Source organism: Desulfosarcina sp., from assembly GCF_041551955.1.
GTDB lineage: Bacteria > Desulfobacterota > Desulfobacteria > Desulfobacterales > Desulfosarcinaceae > Desulfosarcina.
On sequence record NZ_JBFELV010000043.1, the window covers coordinates 1 to 20,155 of the forward strand.

19 protein-coding genes are annotated in these 20,155 nt (G+C 55.1%); 10 read left to right on the forward strand and 9 right to left on the reverse strand.

What is annotated here, in order from left to right; genetic code table 11:
• Window positions 1–193: 193 nt before the first annotated feature.
• From ABYV26_RS05460 to ABYV26_RS05470, 3 genes are all read right to left on the reverse strand, one after another.
• Entirely contained in the window at window positions 194–1,072 is an 879-nt protein-coding gene (locus ABYV26_RS05460; protein WP_372678917.1) for a fumarylacetoacetate hydrolase family protein, read from the reverse strand.
• 339 nt (window positions 1,073–1,411) lie between these two features.
• Window positions 1,412–1,789 (reverse strand): desulfoferrodoxin, encoded by a 378-nt coding sequence (locus ABYV26_RS05465; RefSeq protein WP_372678919.1) that lies wholly within the window; start codon window positions 1,787–1,789, stop codon window positions 1,412–1,414.
• 43 nt (window positions 1,790–1,832) lie between these two features.
• On the reverse strand, window positions 1,833–2,096 hold the full coding sequence (locus ABYV26_RS05470) for a hypothetical protein (protein ID WP_372678921.1): 264 nt from the start codon (window positions 2,094–2,096) through the stop codon (window positions 1,833–1,835).
• A gap of 1,311 nt (window positions 2,097–3,407) precedes the next feature.
• Here ABYV26_RS05470 and ABYV26_RS05475 point away from each other — a divergent pair.
• Window positions 3,408–3,689, forward strand: coding sequence for a hypothetical protein (locus ABYV26_RS05475; RefSeq protein WP_372678923.1), 282 nt, complete (start codon window positions 3,408–3,410; stop codon window positions 3,687–3,689).
• 87 nt (window positions 3,690–3,776) lie between these two features.
• On the opposite strand, the gene ABYV26_RS05480 is transcribed toward ABYV26_RS05475, so the two are convergent.
• Complete coding sequence (locus ABYV26_RS05480) at window positions 3,777–4,568, reverse strand: SDR family oxidoreductase (protein WP_372678924.1); 792 nt, start codon at window positions 4,566–4,568, stop codon at window positions 3,777–3,779.
• Between the two features lie 392 nt (window positions 4,569–4,960).
• Between ABYV26_RS05480 and ABYV26_RS05485 the strand changes: the two genes are divergently transcribed.
• The gene (locus ABYV26_RS05485; RefSeq protein WP_372678926.1) at window positions 4,961–6,553 is read left to right on the forward strand and encodes an FGGY-family carbohydrate kinase; all 1,593 of its coding nucleotides are present in this window, start codon (window positions 4,961–4,963) and stop codon (window positions 6,551–6,553) included.
• Between the two features lie 27 nt (window positions 6,554–6,580).
• Window positions 6,581–7,984, forward strand: coding sequence for an aminotransferase class V-fold PLP-dependent enzyme (locus ABYV26_RS05490; protein ID WP_372678928.1), 1,404 nt, complete (start codon window positions 6,581–6,583; stop codon window positions 7,982–7,984).
• Between the two features lie 315 nt (window positions 7,985–8,299).
• Here ABYV26_RS05490 and ABYV26_RS05495 read toward each other — a convergent pair whose 3' ends face one another.
• The 3 genes from ABYV26_RS05495 to ABYV26_RS05505 all read right to left on the reverse strand — a co-directional run bounded on the left by ABYV26_RS05495 (window position 8,300) and on the right by ABYV26_RS05505 (window position 10,981).
• Window positions 8,300–8,806, reverse strand: a complete 507-nt coding sequence (locus ABYV26_RS05495; RefSeq protein WP_372678930.1) for a ferritin family protein — start codon at window positions 8,804–8,806, stop codon at window positions 8,300–8,302.
• Window positions 8,807–8,911: 105 nt separating this feature from the next.
• Window positions 8,912–9,133 (reverse strand): rhodanese-like domain-containing protein, encoded by a 222-nt coding sequence (locus ABYV26_RS05500; RefSeq protein ID WP_372678932.1) that lies wholly within the window; start codon window positions 9,131–9,133, stop codon window positions 8,912–8,914.
• Between the two features lie 90 nt (window positions 9,134–9,223).
• Window positions 9,224–10,981, reverse strand: coding sequence for a P-loop domain-containing protein (locus tag ABYV26_RS05505; RefSeq protein ID WP_372678934.1), 1,758 nt, complete (start codon window positions 10,979–10,981; stop codon window positions 9,224–9,226).
• 389 nt (window positions 10,982–11,370) lie between these two features.
• On the opposite strand from ABYV26_RS05505, the gene ABYV26_RS05510 reads away from it, so the two are divergent.
• From ABYV26_RS05510 to ABYV26_RS05535, 6 genes are all read left to right on the forward strand, one after another.
• Window positions 11,371–12,309: a hydroxymethylglutaryl-CoA lyase gene (locus ABYV26_RS05510; RefSeq protein ID WP_372678936.1), complete on the forward strand. Its 939-nt coding sequence runs from the start codon at window positions 11,371–11,373 to the stop codon at window positions 12,307–12,309.
• A 90-nt stretch (window positions 12,310–12,399) separates the two neighbouring features.
• A complete protein-coding gene (locus tag ABYV26_RS05515; RefSeq protein WP_372678938.1) occupies window positions 12,400–14,622 on the forward strand; it encodes a DUF3141 domain-containing protein in 2,223 nt (740 codons plus the stop codon).
• Between the two features lie 33 nt (window positions 14,623–14,655).
• The gene (locus ABYV26_RS05520; protein WP_372678940.1) at window positions 14,656–15,738 is read left to right on the forward strand and encodes an adenylate/guanylate cyclase domain-containing protein; all 1,083 of its coding nucleotides are present in this window, start codon (window positions 14,656–14,658) and stop codon (window positions 15,736–15,738) included.
• Between the two features lie 619 nt (window positions 15,739–16,357).
• On the forward strand, window positions 16,358–16,633 hold the full coding sequence (locus ABYV26_RS05525; protein ID WP_372678942.1) for an HU family DNA-binding protein: 276 nt from the start codon (window positions 16,358–16,360) through the stop codon (window positions 16,631–16,633).
• Complete coding sequence (locus tag ABYV26_RS05530; RefSeq protein ID WP_372678944.1) at window positions 16,630–17,286, forward strand: GIY-YIG nuclease family protein; 657 nt, start codon at window positions 16,630–16,632, stop codon at window positions 17,284–17,286. The genes ABYV26_RS05525 and ABYV26_RS05530 overlap by 4 nt, the downstream gene beginning before the upstream one ends.
• A gap of 34 nt (window positions 17,287–17,320) precedes the next feature.
• Window positions 17,321–17,512 (forward strand): hypothetical protein, encoded by a 192-nt coding sequence (locus ABYV26_RS05535; RefSeq protein ID WP_372678946.1) that lies wholly within the window; start codon window positions 17,321–17,323, stop codon window positions 17,510–17,512.
• Between the two features lie 161 nt (window positions 17,513–17,673).
• Here ABYV26_RS05535 and ABYV26_RS05540 read toward each other — a convergent pair whose 3' ends face one another.
• Both ABYV26_RS05540 and ABYV26_RS05545 read right to left on the reverse strand, forming a co-directional pair.
• Window positions 17,674–18,813, reverse strand: a complete 1,140-nt coding sequence (locus ABYV26_RS05540; RefSeq protein ID WP_372678947.1) for a mandelate racemase/muconate lactonizing enzyme family protein — start codon at window positions 18,811–18,813, stop codon at window positions 17,674–17,676.
• Window positions 18,803–19,735 carry a lysophospholipid acyltransferase family protein gene (locus ABYV26_RS05545; protein ID WP_372678949.1) on the reverse strand — a complete coding sequence of 311 codons (933 nt, stop codon included), beginning with the start codon at window positions 19,733–19,735 and terminating at the stop codon, window positions 18,803–18,805. The genes ABYV26_RS05540 and ABYV26_RS05545 overlap by 11 nt, the downstream gene beginning before the upstream one ends.
• 175 nt (window positions 19,736–19,910) lie before the next feature.
• Here ABYV26_RS05545 and ABYV26_RS05550 point away from each other — a divergent pair.
• A partial coding sequence (locus ABYV26_RS05550; RefSeq protein ID WP_372678951.1) for a hypothetical protein occupies window positions 19,911–20,155 on the forward strand: 245 nt, incomplete at its 3' end.

The window sequence follows — 20,155 nt, forward strand, 5'->3', positions numbered from 1 at the left end:
CCTTTTTGCGCCATGAACTCAACCAGGCGCGCAATGCTAGGGTAGTCGATCTCGCCTCGATCAAGAAACGGTGTCGGAACGATGGGATATATACCCTTGAGGTGCATCACCTTCCCCCTTGTCGCATTAAAAGCGATCTGATTGATTATTGCACGCGTCGCCTTTCGCAGAGATCGGCGGTTCTGAACAGCCGTCAGGAATGCTTCAAATCGACAACCGGATTATGCAAGCTTTCGAAACCCGAAATCCGACAGGCCACCTGGTCTCCATGGCGTATATGAACGGCTCCCGGCGTTCCGGTTGAGATGATATCGCCCGGCAAAAGGGTCATCACCCTGGAGTGATAGGCTATCAGCACATCGGGTGTAAACGTCATGTGGTCAACCGTATTTTCGGCATGCACACGCCCATTGATAACCGTAGAGACCTTCAGGCGCAGCACATCGCCGACCTCGTCAGGCGTGACCAGCTGCGGACCCAATGAGAAAAACGTGTCGAAACTTTTACTCATCGTCAGATAGCGTGGATTTTGGCGCAGAATATCCTCGGCCGTCATGTCCAGAATGGTCGTAAAACCTGCCACCACATCCAGCCATTTTGCCCGAGGCACATCTTTGCAGCGTCTTCCGATGACGATGCCCAACTCGGCTTCCGCGGTTGTCTTTTCGGAAAGCACCGGTATCCGTATGGTCTCTCCTGGCCCGATGATGGTGGTCGCCGGCTTCATGAAACTGGCCGGCGCCGACGTCGGCGCACGCTCGGAAAGATCGTTGGCATGCTCACTGTAGTTGAGCCCGATACCCCATATTTTCGGCGGATGCCGATACAGGGGGGCATAGATGCGCGGATGGACGTTGGACAAAAGATCCTCCCGTTCGTCCAACGCATCGCTTCCCGCTTCTCTATACCAGGCATTCAACCTGGGGAGCTGGCCTGTCCTTAACAGCTGTTCCATCGTTTCGGGCCATTGGCTCTCAAAGGATTGGTTAAGATCGGATACGCGAACCCATCCGTTTTTGCGACAGATCGCCAACTCCTCTTTGTCCTCGACCCAAATGGTAGATAGTCGCATGCTGCCTCTCCTTATGGTTTCCAAAGATGAACGCTCTTGAAAGCGGCAATCGTGGTGACGTCGACTTGAACGCTTCATTTACGAGGTTAATGATGATCCAGTCAAGTCGTATATGCGATGCCAAGGCCTGCGTGACCCTGTCCGCCCGAAAATTTTTAGGGCTCCAAGGTACGCCGGTCCTGGCAGTGCACAGAGATTTCGTCAGACGAGGCTGCCAACATCGGCCGTTATGGGCAGGGGATTCCACCTGTATGCTGAACTTTGAAAATTTGAGGCGGTGGGAATGAGGATTGGTTCATATCGTCTATTTCAAGCCATCCACCAGCTTTTTGCGATAGTTTATCGGGCACTCCAAAGGCCATGAATATTGCAGTATTCTCTTACCGCGATCTTATCGGCCTCGATCTGGAACGTCGCTTCCGGTTTTTCACCTGGCACTAAAAATTGGCGATAGGCCTTGCCGTGGGCTATTATTTCAATCCACTCGATGTAATGCTTGTCTTCCATGGGGTGCGCTGTGCTGCCGACCCTAACCTTGACTCCGCCGGATACCTTCTCGACGACCGGGACGTGTTTTTCCTTGGCGGCATCCACGGTGTTTTCAGTGATTTTATTCATGGGCTGGTCGCAGCAGACCAGCCCTCCTTCACCGCCATGCACCACTTCTACAATATTTCCGCACGCTTCACACTTATAGATTTCTAATTTCTTCGCCATTTTTCTTCTCCTTTTTCCTAAATTTGGTGTGATATATAAGACCTTACGGATCTTTGGGTATCCGTTCGATATCTCCCATCAATTGTGACACTTGAATGCTCAAGCCCACACCCTTTATTCCGATCATACACGTTTCGGCATCGCCGTCATCGAGATATGTTTTCAAATCGTGATTGCCTTTTTTTAAATGCACGACCCAGGTTTTTTGATCCTCATCGTACTCCGCTTGGACATCTATTTCGCATTCGCCGATGTCCGGATAAAGTTCTCGGATCTCTGTGCACAAAGCCTGTTTATCAGGTTGCACAACGATTTCACACAAACGAAAAAACGGGAGGATTGTTTTAATGCCCGGTATTCGCAATTGCACGGTTTGGCATATTGTCTCGGATTCATTAACACGGATTCGGGGATGTTCATGCGTTAAGCCTGCCGGACGGATTCTTTGGATTCCTGAGGCAACTAATAAAAATTATACGTTGACCAGCCTTCTGAAGTCATTGATTCTGCAACCCTGAAGGAAGTTGAGCCTGCGTCTATGCCCCTGGCATAAGGCGGCGCATGCATATGTTGTTGAAGCGATTGAATTGCTTTTATTTTTTTACAGTCCTGCATACACAAGTCTTTGGGCATGTCACATTTAGAACATGTTCTACAAGGCGAAGATATCATCCGTCCTCCTTTGGATAGCGCGGCACGGTACGAAGAAGAAGCAAGCAATTCGGGCGCGAACGGTAAAGATGAGAGCAGGGCTGACGATACGAAATGACAGATGCGCGTGGCGACGATCGGATTCTTCAAGCGATAACAATGGGCGGCTCAATGGACGTCTACACCCCTAATTTACTTTTATAAATGAACAACCACGACTCGGGCAAGACGGGATAAATAATGGCAAAGTGCGGGGGAAATACTCTTATTAAAGCCTGCTTTGGAAATAAGGAATTTCAGCTTTAATGTTATGGTCGGGCTCCGGCGATCCTCCCGACACGCCCCCTCAAAAAGCCGCATGGCAGGACCGTCAAACCTGCGATCCTATCTCCGATCTTGCTTGGAACGTATCTCAAAAAAAAGGATCAGCGTTCAGGGAAAGGCATGCCACGGTGAAAAAGCCCAGCATACCGTAAACCTACCATTGCATCTTAAGTGGGATGATCGAAGCAGGTAAACCCGAATGGATGGAGATGGCGATGGCTTTAAATTTTCGAGTGGGTGTCAATTGAGTCAAATTGATTTCAGGCTTGAATGGGTAAACTGCATGATGGCTGCCGGTTGAAATCAGGGCTTGCGAATCCACTGGCCTGGCGGCCGAGGATCACTTTCACCCCCAAGATTTGCTTGGGTAATTGATGACATATAATTAGACTATAATATCAACTAATACTAGTTACTTTTTTCTACAACCATCGCTTCCCGATGAGGTCGTAAGGCTTTTAACCTACCGGTATTTATTATTGTTATTAACCTTTTGGGTTTCTGGCGCATGCCTTGCTTATTTACCAAACAATCGCTGAACCCATCGGTGAATTCTGGTGGCAACGCTCAACACGACGTTTATCATCCAGCGACACCGTTTGTATCGCAACCACCGGGGACCGAAGAGATATCTGGAGAAAGCATGCAGGCAAATCCCAACAAGGGCAACCCATCGCCATGCCATGGGCCCTCCACAGCCAACCAGCGCCTGCGGAAGGCGCTTGCAAAGCGAGAGCGATTTCTGAATCGACGACCGCACCTGCGTGCCTACCAAGCGGAAATCGACAGGATTCTGGATAATTCCGGCCCCCCTGAAGGCCGCATGGCCGTTCTGGGTATGCTGCTGCAGGGAAAACTCCTGGACATGCAAAGCGAATTCTACAAGCTGAGTAAGCTTCTCCAGCAAGATTCTGATTCGAGATAGAACTGCGATCATATGACAAAGCGACCGTCAAGAACACAATCGCTTTGAGCGGGTGCATCGCCAATCACCTATTCGCGTCCCCCCTTGTTAAAGCAGTCCGCGATAGTTCCCGCCATCCACCAAGATATTCTGGCCGGTAATGTAACGCGCCTGGACGCTGGCCAAAAAGGCAGCGGCAGCCCCGAAATCAGAGGGGTCGCCGATGGTATGGCTGGGATTGGCCGACTTCATCTCAGCGATGATCGCCTCGGGTGTCTTCTTCTCTTGATCCGCACGGAACGCCGCCAGCTGATCGATTCGTGATGTTTGGTGGGTGCCCGGAAGCAATGCGTTGACGGTGATGCCTTCGGGTGCCAGTTCCGTTGCAATCGTTTTCAAAAAACCGGTCAGCCCGGCCCGGGCCATATTGGACAGCAACAGCGTACCGATGGGTTGCTTGACCGAAATTGAGGTGATGGCGATGATCCGGCCCCAGCCGTTGGCTTTCATGGCCGGCGTGACGCCACGAATCAGGTGCACGGCGCTCATCAAGGTCAGGTTGAGGGCCTTTTCGTAATCCTCGAGAGCGGTGCTTGCGTAGGTTCCCGGTGGTGGACCGCCGGCATTGGTCACCAGGATTTCCGGTTCACCCAGAGACCCTCGAACCGCTTCAAGCAGGCGGCCGATGTCTTCAACCTTGACCAAATCGGCAGCCACCCCCAACACGTTCGTTCCAGTTTTATTCGATATCTCGTCGGCGGCCTGCCTGGCTGCGGCATGGTCACGGGAGCAGATCGCTACCCGGCACCCTTCGGCGGCCAGTTGTTCCGCACAGCCCCGCCCCAACCCCCGGGTCGAAGCCGTCACCAGGGCTACTTTACCATCGATTCCAAAATCCATTTGACACCTCCTTGATGGTGGAAGGTAAACACGATTTCAACGGTGTCGAATCCTTTCCGATCGTTCCGGGATGGGCCTATCCAATACCCGCGTCGATGTTGCCCGGCTCAACCGGCTTTCCATCTTCACAAAACCGCCACCCCGCCGGCACTTGTTAGCACCTATCTGAAAAATCGTGCAAGTGACCATGGCGGCCTTATGCAACGGCTCAGCATGCCCACAACCAACCTTTATGCGGCGCTATTTCGCCGTTGCATGCCTTGCCTCGAACCCTTGCATCCTAATTTTTGAGAAAGGTTCCAATGGCGGTTGACCGAATCGCTTCTTTGCTTCACTAAATTATGGTATGCAGGGAACGACCCGAAAACCAACAGCCTGACGCTTGAGGACGCATGAACACCACACAGACACAACGATACGTGCTGTCCATCGACCTGGGCAGCAGCGACCTGAAAGCCGCCCTGGTGGACAGCGACGGCCGCATCGTGGCCAGTGCGGATGAACCTACCGGGACCACCCTTTTCCCGGGGGGCGGCGCCGAGCAGGATCCGGTACAGTGGTGGCAAAACGCCAAAAAGGCGGCGACGGCCGTGATTGCGCGGGCCGGGGTTCCAGCGGAAGCAATCGTGGCGGTGGCCTGCGACTCTCAGTGGTCTGTCGTCGTGCCGGTAAATGAGCGCGCCGAACCACTGATGGGTGCGGTTCACTGGCTGGACACCCGGGGCGGCAAGTACAACCGCCAGGTCACCGGCGGGTTTCCCGGTATCCAGGGGTACCAGCTGTGGAAGCTGATGCGATGGATCCGCCTGACCGGACTGGCCCCCACGCACACCGGCGTGGATTCCATGGGGCACGTGCTCTTTATAAAAAACGAGCGGCCGGACATCTACCGGCAAACCTTCAAGTTTCTCGAACCGATGGACTACCTGACGGCCCGCCTGTCCGGAAGAATCGTCGCCACCCAGAAAACCATGGCCCCGTTCATCATCACGGACAATCGTGTCGGAGAAGGTCGCTACAGCGACACGCTTTTACGCATGGCGGGACTGGACCGTGACAAGTTTCCGGACCTGATCGCCAACAACGGCATCGTGGGATCGATCGATCCGGCAGTCGCCGGCGAACTGGGCCTGACGCCCGCCACCCAGGTCGTCGCCGGCACCGGCGACCTCCATGCCACCATCATCGGATCCGGTGCCGTGCGCGATTTCGAGGCCATCATCTACATCGGAACCACCTTGTACATGAGCTGCCACATGCCATTTAAGAAAACCGACCTGGCCCGCATGATGACAGCCCTGCCCTGCGCATTTCCGGACCGCTACATTCTGCTTGGCGAACAGGGGCTCGGTGGAAAATGCGTGGAGTTTTTCCTGAAGAACATCCTGTACGACACGGACGATTTTGAAATGCCCGCAACACCGGAAGATGCCTACCAGCGCTTCAACACCGTGGCCGCCAGCGCACCGCCGGGCAGTAGCGGCGTCATCTTCCTCCCCTGGCTGAACGGCTCCTGGGTCCCTTGTGAAAACCCTCACGTTCGCGGCGGTTTCGTCAACCTGTCCATCGACACCCGCCGCCGTCACCTGGCCCGCGCCGTTATGGAGGGCCTGGCCTTCAACAGCCGCTGGACCCGCGAGCCGGCGGAAAAAATGATGGGCCGCCCGTTCACCCGATTTATCTTCTCCGGCGGCGGTGCGCTCTCCGACCTCTGGGCCCAGATCCACGCCGACATCCTGGGGGTCCCCATTCACCAGGTGGCCGACCCGCTGACCTCCACCGCACGGGGAACCGCCCTGCTGGCCCTGACGGCCCTGGGGCACCTGAGCGTGGATCAGCTGCCGGCCATGGTTCCCATCCGGCAGGTGTTCGAGCCGGACCCATCCACCAGGGCAACATACGACCGGCTCTATACCGGCTACCGCAGACTTTTTTTTAGAAACAAGGAGATCTTTGCCGCCTTGAATGCGCACGCGAGAGACTAGTCCACCGAAGACCCAAAGGAGGATATCATGTCAGACCAGGCCGTCGACCCGTTGAAGCCGTACAAAGGACGTTTTGAATCACACGCCGCCATACCGGCCAGGGGTCGGGACAAGGCTGAGATTTTCAGCGAACTGGCCACCGTGGCCGAAGAGGAAAACGCCCGCTGGAAAACCGGCCAGGTTTCGGGGACCTTTTACCACGCCGGCGACGCCCACCGCGAGTTCCTCAACCGGGTGTCCGCCCTGTTCACCCACGTCAACACCATTCAGTTCGACATCTGCCCGAGCATGTTCAAGATGGAAAGCGAAATCATTGCCATGACCGCCAACATGCTGCACGGCGACAGCGCCCGAAAACACAACCCGGAGAACGCGGTCTGCGGCACCATGACCTCCGGCGGCACCGAGAGCATCCTCATGGCCATGAAGGTCTACCGGGACTGGGCCCGCGAAGAAAAGGGCATTGCCACGCCGGAGGTCATCATCCCCCAGACGGCCCACCCGGCCTTCGACAAAGCGGGCGAATATTTCGGCATCTGCATGGTGCATGTACCTGTTTCAGCGCCTGATTTCCGGGTGAACCCCAAGCTGGTGGAGGAAAAAATAACCCCCCATACTGCCGCCATCGTCGGCAGCGCAGGCAACTATCCCTACGGTCTCATCGATCCGCTGGAAGACCTGTCCGCCATCGCCCTGCGACACCAGATCGGCTTTCACGTGGACGGATGCCTGGGCGGATTCATCCTTCCCTGGATCGAAAAACTCGGCTACGACCTGCCGCGCTTCGATTTCCGCCTGCCGGGTCTTACCTCTATGTCCGCCGACACCCACAAATACGGCTACGGCTTGAAGGGCACCTCTGTCGTGCTTTACAGCAACAGCAAACTGCGTCGCTACCAGTATTTCAACGTCCCGGACTGGCCCGGCGGACTCTACGCCTCGCCCACGGCGGCCGGCAGCCGCTCCGGCGGCTTGACGGCCGCCACATGGGCGTCCATGATTTACCTGGGAGAAGAGGGCTACCTGCAGGCCGCCCGCCGGATCATGGACGTCGCCGATGCCCTCAAGGCCGGCATCGACACGATCCCTGAACTGACCCTGATCGGCGATCCCACCTTCGTGATCAGCGTCCGCTCCGACGAAGTAGACATCTACCATGTCAACGATTTCATGAAAACCAAAGGCTGGCGCTACAACTGCCTGCAGCTTCCGCCGGCCCTCCACTTTTGTGTAACCATGCCCCAGACGGCCGTTCCCGGTATAGCGGACCGGATGGTGGCCGACCTGAAGGAAGCCGTCGTCTACGCCCGTTCCAAAGCGGGCACCGTAGCCGAAACGACGGCCCTTTATGGCCTGGCCGGCTCCCTGGAAGGCAACCAGCAGGTCACCGAATTGCTCTACGGTGCACTGGATTACCTGTATGCGATATAGCAACCGTGATTGGCTTCTTTTTCACATGTTCGGCGGTTTAATGTCTTACCATTTTGACATTGGCATGGCAGCTGAAGAAAGTATCCAGTATCTCGATCGGATCACCTCCGGCGTCAAGACCCTGTTTGCATAAATTCCGCAGCAGTGGAATGAGCATTCCCGTGTTGCTGACCTTCTGGAAAGGGAGATTTAAAAACAAGCTGTTGTAGACATCGAATTGGTTCTTTACCGCTTTTAGAAGGGTGTTCAGTCTCACGCGATTATTCATCGGTTTGGTTTTTTAGATGTCGCAGCGTAAGGGTTGCCCTGAAATAATCAGGTCTTCCGCTCCATCAGGGCACCCAGAGAAAGCAGATGGGCTTTTTCTTCATCTGCGATTCGGCAGAGGATCTTTTTAGCCTCGAGATCGACGCGCATATCGGCATACCGCAGGTAAAGGTCCATGGCTTGGGCCTCCACCATCATGGCCAGACTGAGCACCCCTTCCGTCGTTTGCAGCCCGGAACGATTTTGGGCGTTGACGTCTTCAACCGTATAGCCGCCTTCCATCACATGGGAAACACGACCGGCTCCAACGTTTGCGCAGTCGTCAAACGCGTCCTCGATCGATGGGAATAATTCGAACAGGCGATCTTTATGGGTTGTCTCGATATCCGCCAATTGATTCAGCAAGGCGGATACGTCCGGATCGTCTGTCGCCGCCGCGCTGGATGTATAGAACTGTCGTAAAGCCTCTTCCATGGCGTATGCCAGGCGAATAATCTCAGCGGGGCGCTCATTTCCGTTGAGCGAAGTCATGCCCATCACTTCAGAACCACTCACCGAGGGCCCTTTCCAGGCCTTGATTCCACCTTTGAAATTGGTGACTGACTTGAATCCCTGGCCGGTCAGGATTTGCGCAGCGGCACGGCTGCGTGCGCCCACGGCTCAATAGACGATGACAGGCTTTGCAGGATCCAGTTCCCCAACGCGGTTCAACAGCTGGGGCAAAGGGATCAACTTGCTGCCGGGGATGTGCGCCTTTTCGTATTCCCCGGGTTGCCGAACATCTAAAAGCGTGTAGGTGCCTTCAGGCTGGGATTCGATAAACGATTCCACCTGCTTGGTGTCCATGTGCGTGATGGGTGAAAACAGGTCTTTCCAGTGCATCGGTCAACCTCCTGATTGGTTAATAAGCAAGTAAGGCCCACATGATGGATGTCAAGTATAGGCATTGCCTGCCATGAGCGATCGGCGGCGTCATCGTCCATCGACTTGAACCGCAAGGCTGCGCAGGCGATTGATTGCGCCGGCCAGTTCAAGCAGGCGGGTCCGGGCAAAAAAGACGGGGGCAGCGTCGGGAGGCTGCAATACGTCCAGACCCTTTTCGCGAACGATATCGATCAGCTTTCGGGAAAAATCGGTGGGCGAGAGACCCGTTGCCGCCGGCGCCAATTGTCTGGCCAGCAGCAGGCAATAGCCGATGGTAAGCATCTGATCGCCATCGACGATCCCTTTCAGTGATCGCACGTCGATCAAATCCATGCCATATTCGATGATTTCGAGTTCCTGTCCCCGCAGCGCTTTGACTCGGACGGGCACCTGCTTGTTCATGCGTTGATTGATATAAAGCGGGTCAAAATTGCCCGGCACCAGCTGTCGCCTGTCCGAGAGCGTCAACGGGCCTGCCGTCGGATGGGTTGGGGGAAGGTCGAGGGCTCTGGCCTCGGCAGTCATGTCAACCGGCACATAACCGCGCATGGCGATGACATGGTCCGCCACCCCCAGGTAATCCGAACTCCCGCCCGCAATGATAACAGTGCTTACCTGATGGGCGTCGTAAAGCTGGCGCACCCTGTCTAAAAACGGCGTGATCGGGTCTTCCGGGATGAGTTTTCGCATGTGCCGGTCGCGCATGAGGAAATTGGTGGCCGAGGAGTCTTCATCGATGAGCAGAAGGTCGGCACCGGCCAGCACGCTCTCGACGATCGCAGCCGCCTCGGACGTGCTGCCGCTGGCATTTTTGGTGAAAAACGCCCGGGGATCCGCCTTTTCCGGCAGCGTGCTGACAAATGATGAAATATCGATCCCTTGAACGGACCGCCCGTCTTCTGCGCAGACCATCATCGCCTGTTTGCTGGCAACCACCCGCTCCCTGCCGTCACCGGCAATATGGGGATAAATCCCTCTGCCCACGGCATTCAGGAGGGTCGATTTGCCATGGAACCCGCCTCCAATCACCACGGTAACGCCTTTGCGGATGCCAAGGCCTCTTAATTTGCCGGCGTTGGGAAAATCGAGAACGACGGCTGCGGCCTCCGGCGCCCTGAATGGCATGACACCCCGGCGGGCCGGTTTGTCCGACACCCCTGACGCCCTCGGCAACATCGACCCGTCTGCAACAAAGGCAACCAGGCCATGTTCTCCCAGCCGCTCCTGCACATGCAGCATGTCTTCGACGAGTTCGCACTGCGCCCTAAGCCGCTGACAATCGCCAATATCATCTTTTACCCGCTGTAAGATATCACCCAGTTCCCCGCAGAACATCGCCTCGGCTTCACCGGCGAGCACTTTCTTTGATCGGCTGCCGGGAAGGCTGACACGGAACAAAATAGACGTTCCATTGGAAAAAAACCTGACTGCATTCCTCACCAGGATTTGCTGGGGCATTTCCGGACACTGGTAGGATCCACTGCCGTCAACGCCTCTGTTCTGCCGCGCAGACGCCTTTACGCCGCCGGCAAAGGATCGCCACACAAAATCGGCGGCGGCCCTGGATCTTGCTTCATTTGACAGGGCCCACCCGGGCAAGGAAAACGCCGACGCCGGCAACTTGACTTCACACACCGACGCCGGCAAGGCACCGGGGCTTCCCTGAATATGTCGGAAACATAACACGTTGTCACCCAGGGCAATGCAGGTATTTTTCAAACGCCGGTATGATCCATAGGATTGATTGTCCAGCCGCCGGAGGAGATCCTGAAAGTCAGTTATTTTCATCTTCGTCTGGCCGGTCATTCTGCCACCTCCGGGACCGTCGTGACTGCAAGAAAACCAGGCGGTTCTGGCTGTATAAAGAAAGATGGGATAGCGAAAAAATCGGATTTTCTACGGAACCGTCATGGTTGGGATAGGTTCCCTGATTGAACCCTTTCCGCGGCTCGCCGCGGAAAGGGTTCACCGTATGGATAAAAAATCGATTTCCAGTTCGCCCACTAACCCCGCCATAAGCAGCGGGGAATGCGGTCGCTATCGCGGTTCAAGTAGACATTCATTTCTATATACCGTATTGTTAGCAGTTGTCGAGTTTTCGTCAGACCAACTGCTCAAGGTCACGATTTTACCCGGCGGGCCTCGACAAGTGGATAGCCATACGCCGCTTTAGCGTGAGCAGGGAGAGCGCAGCCATGAAAATCGTAGAAGTCGGCCCCAGGGACGGGCTGCAGAACGAAACCGCCCAGATTCCCACCGGGGTGAAAATCGCGTTTATCGATGCCCTTTCCGAGACCGGTGTGGCTGAGATCGAGGTGAGTGCCTTCGTCTCACCCCGCTGGGTGCCCCAGCTCGACGATGCGGCGGCGGTCTTCGACGGCATCTCCCGCAGGAAAGCGGTGGTCTATTCGGCATTGGTCCCCAACGAAAGGGGCCTTGCACGGGCGCTCGACGCCCGGGTCGATAAAGTGTCCGTCTTCACGGCCGTGAGCGAAACCTTCAACCAAAAGAACATCAACACCTCATCTGACGGCTCACTGCGACGCTTTGCACCGGTGGTGGCCGGCGCCCAACGCGAACAGTTGCCCGTGCGGGGGTACGTCTCCACTGCCTTTTGGTGTGCCTTCGAAGGGCGCATCTCACCTCACGCCGTGATCGGGGTGGTCGACAAGCTGCTGGACATGGGCGTCGGTGAAGTATCCATTTCCGATACCATCGGCAAGGCCACCCCGGACGAGGTCAGGCAGCTGCTCGATCTTCTGCTCCCCCGCTTGCCGGTCGAGAGAATCGCCATGCATTTCCACGACACCTATGGCCAAGGCGCTGCCAATGTGCTGGCAGCTTGGTCCTACGGCATAAGCACCTTCGATGCCAGTGCTGGCGGATTGGGGGGGTGCCCCTATGCGCCAGGGGCCTCGGGTAATGTGGCCACCGAGTCCGTGGTGACCGCTTTGGAAGAAAAAGGGGTAAGCACAGGTGTCGATCTCGAAAAGCTGTCCCGGGCTTCAGGGCTGCTGACCCCCTACCTGGTTGATACCCGGCGGTCCCAGCCCGAAGCGGACTCCCCCGCCTGCGCCGCTTGTCAATTCTCAACCGGCGAGGTCTGTTGTGAACGCTACCAACGGCAGGCATGAGGATCTCGTGGGAGTGCATCGGTGCATTCCCTTGATTGTAGAAAAATCATGCCGATAGTTCTATCCTTAAACGTGTTTAAGGACCTTTGAATGCTCATACAGGAGAAAACAACCCGCATGTTTACCGCAACGACTCACCGATTGATGACGGATTACAGCGAATATTGGAGCGACGCCGTCCAACGTTCCGTGCTCTTGACGGATATCCTGCGCAAGCGCGGCAACATCTACCTGGATCACCTGGCCAAAGACCAGCCGCCGGTGCTGGTGTTCGATTACGAGACGGTCCTGGATGGCCGCCGTTTGGATCGGCCGGCAAACTATGCCTTGGTGCGCATCCTCGACCGCCGGGTGGAAGCGTCAGGCGGGACGGGCGATTCACAACCGCCGGATTCCGGCAACCCATCCGAGCGTCGCCATCGGTCGTGTGTGGCCGCCAAGGCGCCAAAAGCCACCAGCCGCCCCATCGTCATTTTCGATCCGCGGGCCGGACACGGCCCCGGCATCGGCGGCTCAAAAACCGATTCGCAGATCGGCATGGCCCTGGACGCCGGGCACCCGGTCTACTTTCTGATATTTTTTACCCGGCCCGAGCGCGGCCAGACATTGGCCGATGTGCGCAACGCCCAGATCCGATTCATCGAGAAGGTCCGCGAATTACACCCCGAGGCCCCCCGTCCGGCGATCATCGGAAACTGCCAGGGCGGATGGGCGGCGGCCTTGGTCGGTGCGGAACGACCGGACCTGGTGGGGCCAATGGTGTTCAACGGATCCCCGCTCTCTTACTGGGGTGGGGTGGAAGGAACCCACCCCATGCGTTACAGCGGCGGGCTTTTAGGCGGGGTGTGGATCAATTCCCTGTTGAGCGACCTGGGCAACGGCTATTTTGACGGGGCCAACCTGGTCGCCAATTTCGAACACCTCAATCCGGCCAATACCCTGTGGTCCAAACTCTACAACCTTTACGCCCACGTGGACACCGAGGAAAAACGCTTTCTCGATTTCGAGCGTTGGTGGGGCGGCTTTTTCCTGATGACCGACAAAGAAATTCACCAGATCGTCGACGGGCTTTTCGTGGGCAACAAACTCGAGCGGGGCGAATTCGAACTCGACGCGGGCCGGCGGGTGGATTTGAAAAACAACCACAACCCGGTGGTGGTCTTCGCCTCTTTCGGAGACAACATCACCCCGCCCCAGCAAGCCTTCAACTGGATCGTCAAAGCCTACGGCACCATAGAGGAAATCAAACGCCGCGGCCAGGTGATCGTGTACATTAGCCATTCCAACGTCGGCCACCTGGGGATCTTCGTCTCCGCCAAAATCGCCCGCAAGGAACACAAGGAAATTATCGCCAGTTTCGACATGCTGGACTATCTGCCTCCCGGCCTCTACCAGATGCAGATCGAGGCGGATCCGGACGAACCCGGCGAATATGGCATCACCTATTCTGAGAAGCATACCGACGATATCCTGGCCTTCGACGACGGACTCGAAGACGAAAAGGCCTTCCTGGCCGTGCGCAAGCTCTCCGAAATCACCGATATCCTTTACCGGGCCTTTGCAGCGCCCTGGATCCGCCTGGCCAACACCGATGCCAACGCAGAAGCCTTGCGACAGCTGCATCCGCTGCGGGTTCAGCGCTATCTCTTCTCCGACCTCAATCCATGGATGGCACCAGTCGGGGCCTGGGCCGCCCAAGTCAAAGAAAAAGGCAACCGCCGGCCGGCTGCCGAAGACAACCTGTTCAGCGCCTGGGAAGCCATCTGGTCCAAATCGATTGTCGATGGAATGAACCTGTATCGGGATGTTCGCGACGCGGCCAGTGAATCGATGTTCAAGGCCATGTACGAAAACCCGTGGATGCAGATGGTCTCGGAATTTGCCGGGCCCATCGCCCCTGATGACGATCAAGACCTCGCGGCGGTGCACCGACGCGATGCCTTACGCTGGCGTAAACATATGGCCACCGGTGGGTTTGGGGATGCCATGGTGCGCATCTTTTTGGCCATCGGCTTCGCCGATCAGGTGGTTCAGCGCAAAGGCTACCAGACCATCGGCCGGCTGTTTGCCAACAGCCGGCGGATGAAGGATCTGGATCTCGAGGATGTGCGGCAGATCGTTCGCGAGCAGTCCCGCATCGTGCAGACCGACGCGGATCAGGCCATCGCCACCCTACCCCACCTGCTTCCGGAACGGCAGGACCGCGAGGATGCCATGGCCATGATCCGGCAGGCCGTTGAAACCATCGGACGTGAGCTCGCGCCCCAGGAGCAGGCCATACTGGATCGCATCCACGAAGCGCTGGCTGCCTAATCCACCACGACCAACGACGAAGGTTGAATGCCGATGTTGAGCCATCTGCAAAAAGGGACCTGGCGCCGCTGCCGGTTGTTTGCCTGGGTCGTCGGGGTCGGCATTTCGATCGGTATCGCCTATGGCAGCCTGATCGGTTTTGCCGGCTGGGGACAGGCCCTGGAAGGCGGGTTAATCGGCGCCGTCCACGGCCTGGTCATCTCCGGGTGTATCGGTCTGGTAGAAATATTCGTCTTACGCACAAGGCCGGGCCAACGCATCGAGCAGGCGCCGCTGGTGGTTACCGTCCTGATCAAGGGCGTTCTTTACGGTGCGGTCATCACGGCAGTGGAGCTGAGCAACCTCGGTGAGCTGGTGGTCAGCGGCAAGGTAGACGACCCGATGACCACCCGGGCATTCACGCCCATCTCCCTGGCCTTCTCTTTCGGCTTTACGTTCATCATCATTTTCATCCTGCAGATCAGCCGCCTGATCGGCTCCGGAACGCTGAAGAACCTGGTTGCGGGTCGCTACCATCGGCCGCGCATGGAGGATCGCTTTTTCCTGTTTGTCGACCTTGTCGGATCAACACCAATTGCCGAAACTATCGGGCCGCTGGGCATCCACCGATTTCTCAACCGCGTCTTCACCCTTTTCGCCGACCCCGTGGCCGACCACGATGGCGAGATTTACCAGTATGTCGGCGATCAGATAGTAATCACCTGGCTGGATGCTGCCGGGCGTCAGGAGGCGCGGCCGCTGGCTTGCTTTTTTGCGATCCGCTCGGCGCTGGCAGATGCCGCAAAAGCGTTTGAAGAGCGTTTCGGCGTGGCCCCGGCTGTGCGCGGCGCGCTGCATGCCGGGCCGGTGGTTGCCGGTGAAGTCGGTGTCCATCGGCGAAGCATCGTCTTCCATGGCGACGTGATGAATGTCTGCGCTCGCCTCGAGCAGGCCACGCGGGACATGGGCTGTTCATTCCTGGCTTCGAACGATGCCATTCGCCGCCTCGAGGGTAAATCGAGCTATAGCATCCGTGATCGCGGTTCGCACACCTTGCGCGGCAGACAGTCGCCCATGCAGGTGTTCGAGGTGTCGACGAGGCCTTCAGCGGCCACCGGCAGCGATGCGAACATGTAAACCCGAAGGGGCTGCATCCACAGCCAAGCGCATTGAACTGACCGGTGAACATTGGCTGGTCCACGCCCTGTGCGATCCTGACCCGTATCGGCAAGACGCCCGCCGACCCTCGCCCCGGACGGGTCGCCGGGCGGCCCATGCTTTTTTTAGTCCAAAAGGGTGTTTCAGCATATTGGCTCACCCTTGGCTCAGTTCCTTGGCACTGCTATGGGGTGACCCTTCCCGCGGCTATTCTGAAGGGATTCTGAGCCAGCAGCGCAAGGGTGGCTGGGGCCGAGCCTGCCCCGAGGCGAAAAAGAATACGCATATCGGTCAAACGATCTTTCAGTTACGCCTAAATTCGATGATAAACAATCAATTTATTGACATATTTCTTCTTCGTAAGTATTATTTCACAGTATTTTTAGCGTTTTCTATTTTAAATCAGACCTAAGTTGAGCGATTTTTGGGAGCCGTTTTACCGATTTGTCCGTTTTCATTGGCCTGCAACGGTCGCAGGCCCCCCACGGTGACGTCGGGGATCGGCACTTGCCCTTGATTGACCTATGAGCATACGGGTGCAAAACGGGTCGAAAATCGCTGGGGTTGGGTCAGACACCGTTTGAGGAGAGTTGAACGTATGAACAAGCTCGAATTGGTCCAGGCGCTGAAAGACTCCAACGGCCTCTCCAAACCTGAGGCTGAAAAGGTCGTCAGCATTTTTTTTAACGAAATGGCCGACGCGCTGGCCAGGGGGGACAGGGTCGAGATCCGGGGATTGTGCTCCTTTTTTGTCAAAGAATACAAATCCTACACGGGCCGCAACCCCAAGACCGGTGAGAAGGTAAAGATCGCACCGAAAAAGCTGCCCTTTTTCAAAGCGGGCAAGGAATTAAAAGAACGCGTGGATCGTTGACGCCTGACAAAAACTGGGTTGTTTATCTACTCCGCTGCACCGATCGAACCTTGTACTGCGGAATCACCAAGGATTTGGAAAAACGCCTGGTCGCCCATAATCTTGGCAAAGGGGCGAAATACACCAGATCCCGAACACCCGTCATATTGTTGGGAACCCGCTTTAACATGACCAAAAGCGAGGCCCTCAAACTCGAACATCACATCAAAAAGACCCCTGCCAACAGGAAACTCACAGAACTTGATATAGGGAAGGTCGATCCGAAGATGAAAAACACACAGATCCTGCAGGACATTCAAAAGGAACTTCAATCGGTTGTCAAAAACATTCAGCAGATCGCCGACAGCCTTAAAAGCGTGGCAACTGCAGTTGATAAATGGGTCCAGCCGGATTCACCACAAGCCACAAGAACCAAGAGAGCCCCGACCCGGAAGAAAGTGGTCGTTAAGGATGGCGTGGTCGAAAAGCTCAAACGGATTCCCGCCAGCCAAATTGTCTATGACATCATCCAGAAATCACCGCAGGGCATTGATACCGCCGGTTTGATGAAAGCAACGAAATTCGATCAACGCAAAATTCACAACATCACCTTCCGACTGAAGAAGCTGGGTCGAATCACGACCGGAGAACGGGGCGTTTACAAGAAGTTGTGATCAACAGCCTACCGAAGCTAAAGGAGCATTTCCCATGCTGAGTACCGAAAAAATAACCAAGGCGTTTCGTGCGATTTGCGAAGAAGCGGAAAAATTACAGCGTCAAGACGCCACCGGCCAGTTGAAAGCCGGCCTGTCCACGATCATCTCCATCGCCAAGCATCAGAACGACATCCGTGATTCGGCCAATGGCAGCTGCACGGCCCACGCCAAGGAACAACGCTGACGGATTCGAAAAAAGCGATTCCCGGCTCGGTTTAGCCATATATCCGTCAGGAAGCGGGATGACGTAGGCGCGGCTTCCACAAAAAAACGGGCCTTCTATTGTGGGGCACGCTTCTTTACAACCCGATATCTGCGTTACGCATGATCGGTCGTGTCTACGGCCTACCGTAGGAGGCAAGCGAATCGTTCAGACCATTTGGCGATCGCCGAAGGGTTGATCTCGATACCTAACCCGGGACGATTGAGTAGAGGCACCACGCCTCCTTCCCCAAACGATATATCTTCCGCCACCAGGTCCTCCTGAATCACATACGTCGAGAAAGAACCTTCCAGGTACCTGGCGTCTTCGCAAATCATGGCCAAATGTCGGCCGGCAAAAGACAAGATGGCCGTCTCCCCCACATGGGCTCCCACGACGATGGTCATCTGCTTCGACCGCGCCCGTTGGTAAATGTGATACGCGTTGCGAAACCCCCCACAGCTGGACAATCGAATGTTGAGGCCATGGCAGATATCATTGTCGATCAGATAAAAGGGTCCTTTGGACGTATACATGGATTCATCGGCGATGATCGGGATGTCGCTGTGGTCGGACACTTTCTTTAATCCGGCAAGATCGTCTTTGGGAACCGGCTGTTCGACCGCAGAGAGGTGCATGGGCTCGGCACGGTGGATAAATTGGATGGCCGTATCGGCAGTAAAGGCGGCATTGGCATCGACCCGGACATCAAGCGCGCTGCCTAATTGTTCACGTATGATGGCTAACTGCGCCAGTCCGCTTTCCAGATCGACAACTTTTATTTTTAAAGATGTCAATTTTAGACGTCGAACCATCTCTATATATTGCAGAAACGCCTGCTCCTTGTCAGTAGATGGGATGACGCCGGAATAGGATAACATGCGGTTGTTGGAAAATTGACCGAAGAGCCGGTAAACGGGTTGTTTTTCAATTTTTGCCCACAGGTCAAGCACAGCCGTTTCAATCGCACATAAAGCAGCTGGGTGCCCATCGGCGATATTAGCGTCAACCCGGTTTTCTATCAATGCATACAGCTGGCTGACGGTGTCGAATGGCTGGCCGAGAATCGCTTTGGAGATCAGCCTGGCAGCCATCAGGCTATTTTCCAATGTCTCGCCCGTGACATAATCCCTTGGCGTTCCCTCGCCCACCCCTTGATGGTGATGACGGTCTTCAAGGACGACGACGATACTCTCGGTCACGCTTCTGGTTGATAAACGATGTTGGATGGTTCTGGAAAATGGGATTTTAAGATTGTTGATGTGGATACGTTCAATAATCATAATCTTCCCGGCTTGACATATATCTGATAAAGTCCGGGTAAAAGCTTGACCACTGATACCACTGATCAGGATTTCGGTATACGTATCGCTCCAACAGGGTCCACGACGCTTCACAAGCCGAACACGCCTCCTCTCCGTCGGCCACCGGATGAACAGCTAATTCGTATCCGGATTTTTTTCGTTGGACGACACCGAAACACATCGGTGCCCTGGACCGCTTATAAAGCAAGTCCAACGTCCGATCTTTTGGAATTTGACGTCCAAACAGCCGGGTATGCTCTTTGCTGCATGGCTGCCAACTGCGGATTTCATCGCACATCGTGATCAATATTCGTCCCTTTTTAAGCGCACCCAAGGCTTTGAAAAACACGTTGTGATTATCTGCGTCTATCAATTCCAGATCCACTGAGTCTGACTTGTCAACCAGCGCCTCTCTCAGTGCTTTGGTTTTATACCGCAGGATCATCGACGCCCGGTAACCATGGGCGGCGAGGTAGAGGGGAATATATTCTACGGCTCCAAAATGTCCCGTGACAAAGATGCAGCCCTTGTTCTGGGAGGTAATTTGCTCCACCAGATCCTTACCTGAAAAAGCAATCCTGTTTTTTAGATAGTTCATCATTTCGGGAAGGGATTTGTGTGCATTGATCATCTTCTCGAAATAGTGCTCGAAGATTCCAAAGTAAGTTCTGATTAAAATCGATTGAAATTTGATTTTGCCGGTTTTTTCACCCAATACATACTTTAATGCCTTGGATACATTTCTTCTCTCACCACCGTTCATGCCATAGTAATAAAATCCAGCCATCGACAGGTATTGCCGGTACAATGAGAAAGGTAATAGTTTAGCCAAGAAGATGCTGGGTTGTTTCTGAAGAAATCGGCTTAAATCTTTTTGGGCTGGAATAGAATCAGATTGCATGCCTGGCCTTCAACATCCGGTTCAAGTATCGCTCTATTCGAATATTGCCATCAAGTTTTTCAGAAATCTTCCGACAACATAACTGCGAAGCTGCTTGATTTATTGGCAATCAACCACCACAAGACGCGGCACGACGACGGAAAAACCAAATTAATCAAAATATTAGGTAGATATGATGAACATCACCATCGGTGCTGTATTAGTATTGGTACTTGTTGTAGTAATGATATATGATTATTTTGAGATTACCGCAATAAAATATTGTGTTTTGAAGGCCATGGCAAGCCAATCGAAGGCGGTTGAACGGGCGCTGCACAACCTGTTAAAGACCAGACATGACTATAAGCTGCTTAACAAAGACTTCAAAAAGATTGAAAAGATTTATTTAAACAGCTTAAATAAATACCTTATCGATCGAAG

What these genes read in the sequence shown, in the direction of transcription:
- ABYV26_RS05520 (WP_372678940.1), top strand. Translation starts at nt 14,656, where the DNA reads ATGTTGAGCCATCTGCAAAAAGGGACCTGGCGCCGCTGCCGGTTGTTT.
- ABYV26_RS05545 (WP_372678949.1), bottom strand. Translation starts at nt 19,735, where the DNA reads ATGCAATCTGATTCTATTCCAGCCCAAAAAGATTTAAGCCGATTTCTT.
- ABYV26_RS05505 (WP_372678934.1), bottom strand. Translation starts at nt 10,981, where the DNA reads ATGACCGGCCAGACGAAGATGAAAATAACTGACTTTCAGGATCTCCTC.
- ABYV26_RS05510 (WP_372678936.1), top strand. Translation starts at nt 11,371, where the DNA reads ATGAAAATCGTAGAAGTCGGCCCCAGGGACGGGCTGCAGAACGAAACC.
- ABYV26_RS05480 (WP_372678924.1), bottom strand. Translation starts at nt 4,568, where the DNA reads ATGGATTTTGGAATCGATGGTAAAGTAGCCCTGGTGACGGCTTCGACC.
- ABYV26_RS05525 (WP_372678942.1), top strand. Translation starts at nt 16,358, where the DNA reads ATGAACAAGCTCGAATTGGTCCAGGCGCTGAAAGACTCCAACGGCCTC.
- ABYV26_RS05535 (WP_372678946.1), top strand. Translation starts at nt 17,321, where the DNA reads ATGCTGAGTACCGAAAAAATAACCAAGGCGTTTCGTGCGATTTGCGAA.
- ABYV26_RS05475 (WP_372678923.1), top strand. Translation starts at nt 3,408, where the DNA reads ATGCAGGCAAATCCCAACAAGGGCAACCCATCGCCATGCCATGGGCCC.
- ABYV26_RS05500 (WP_372678932.1), bottom strand. Translation starts at nt 9,133, where the DNA reads ATGCACTGGAAAGACCTGTTTTCACCCATCACGCACATGGACACCAAG.
- ABYV26_RS05490 (WP_372678928.1), top strand. Translation starts at nt 6,581, where the DNA reads ATGTCAGACCAGGCCGTCGACCCGTTGAAGCCGTACAAAGGACGTTTT.
- ABYV26_RS05515 (WP_372678938.1), top strand. Translation starts at nt 12,400, where the DNA reads ATGCTCATACAGGAGAAAACAACCCGCATGTTTACCGCAACGACTCAC.
- ABYV26_RS05460 (WP_372678917.1), bottom strand. Translation starts at nt 1,072, where the DNA reads ATGCGACTATCTACCATTTGGGTCGAGGACAAAGAGGAGTTGGCGATC.
- ABYV26_RS05540 (WP_372678947.1), bottom strand. Translation starts at nt 18,813, where the DNA reads ATGATTATTGAACGTATCCACATCAACAATCTTAAAATCCCATTTTCC.
- ABYV26_RS05485 (WP_372678926.1), top strand. Translation starts at nt 4,961, where the DNA reads ATGAACACCACACAGACACAACGATACGTGCTGTCCATCGACCTGGGC.
- ABYV26_RS05465 (WP_372678919.1), bottom strand. Translation starts at nt 1,789, where the DNA reads ATGGCGAAGAAATTAGAAATCTATAAGTGTGAAGCGTGCGGAAATATT.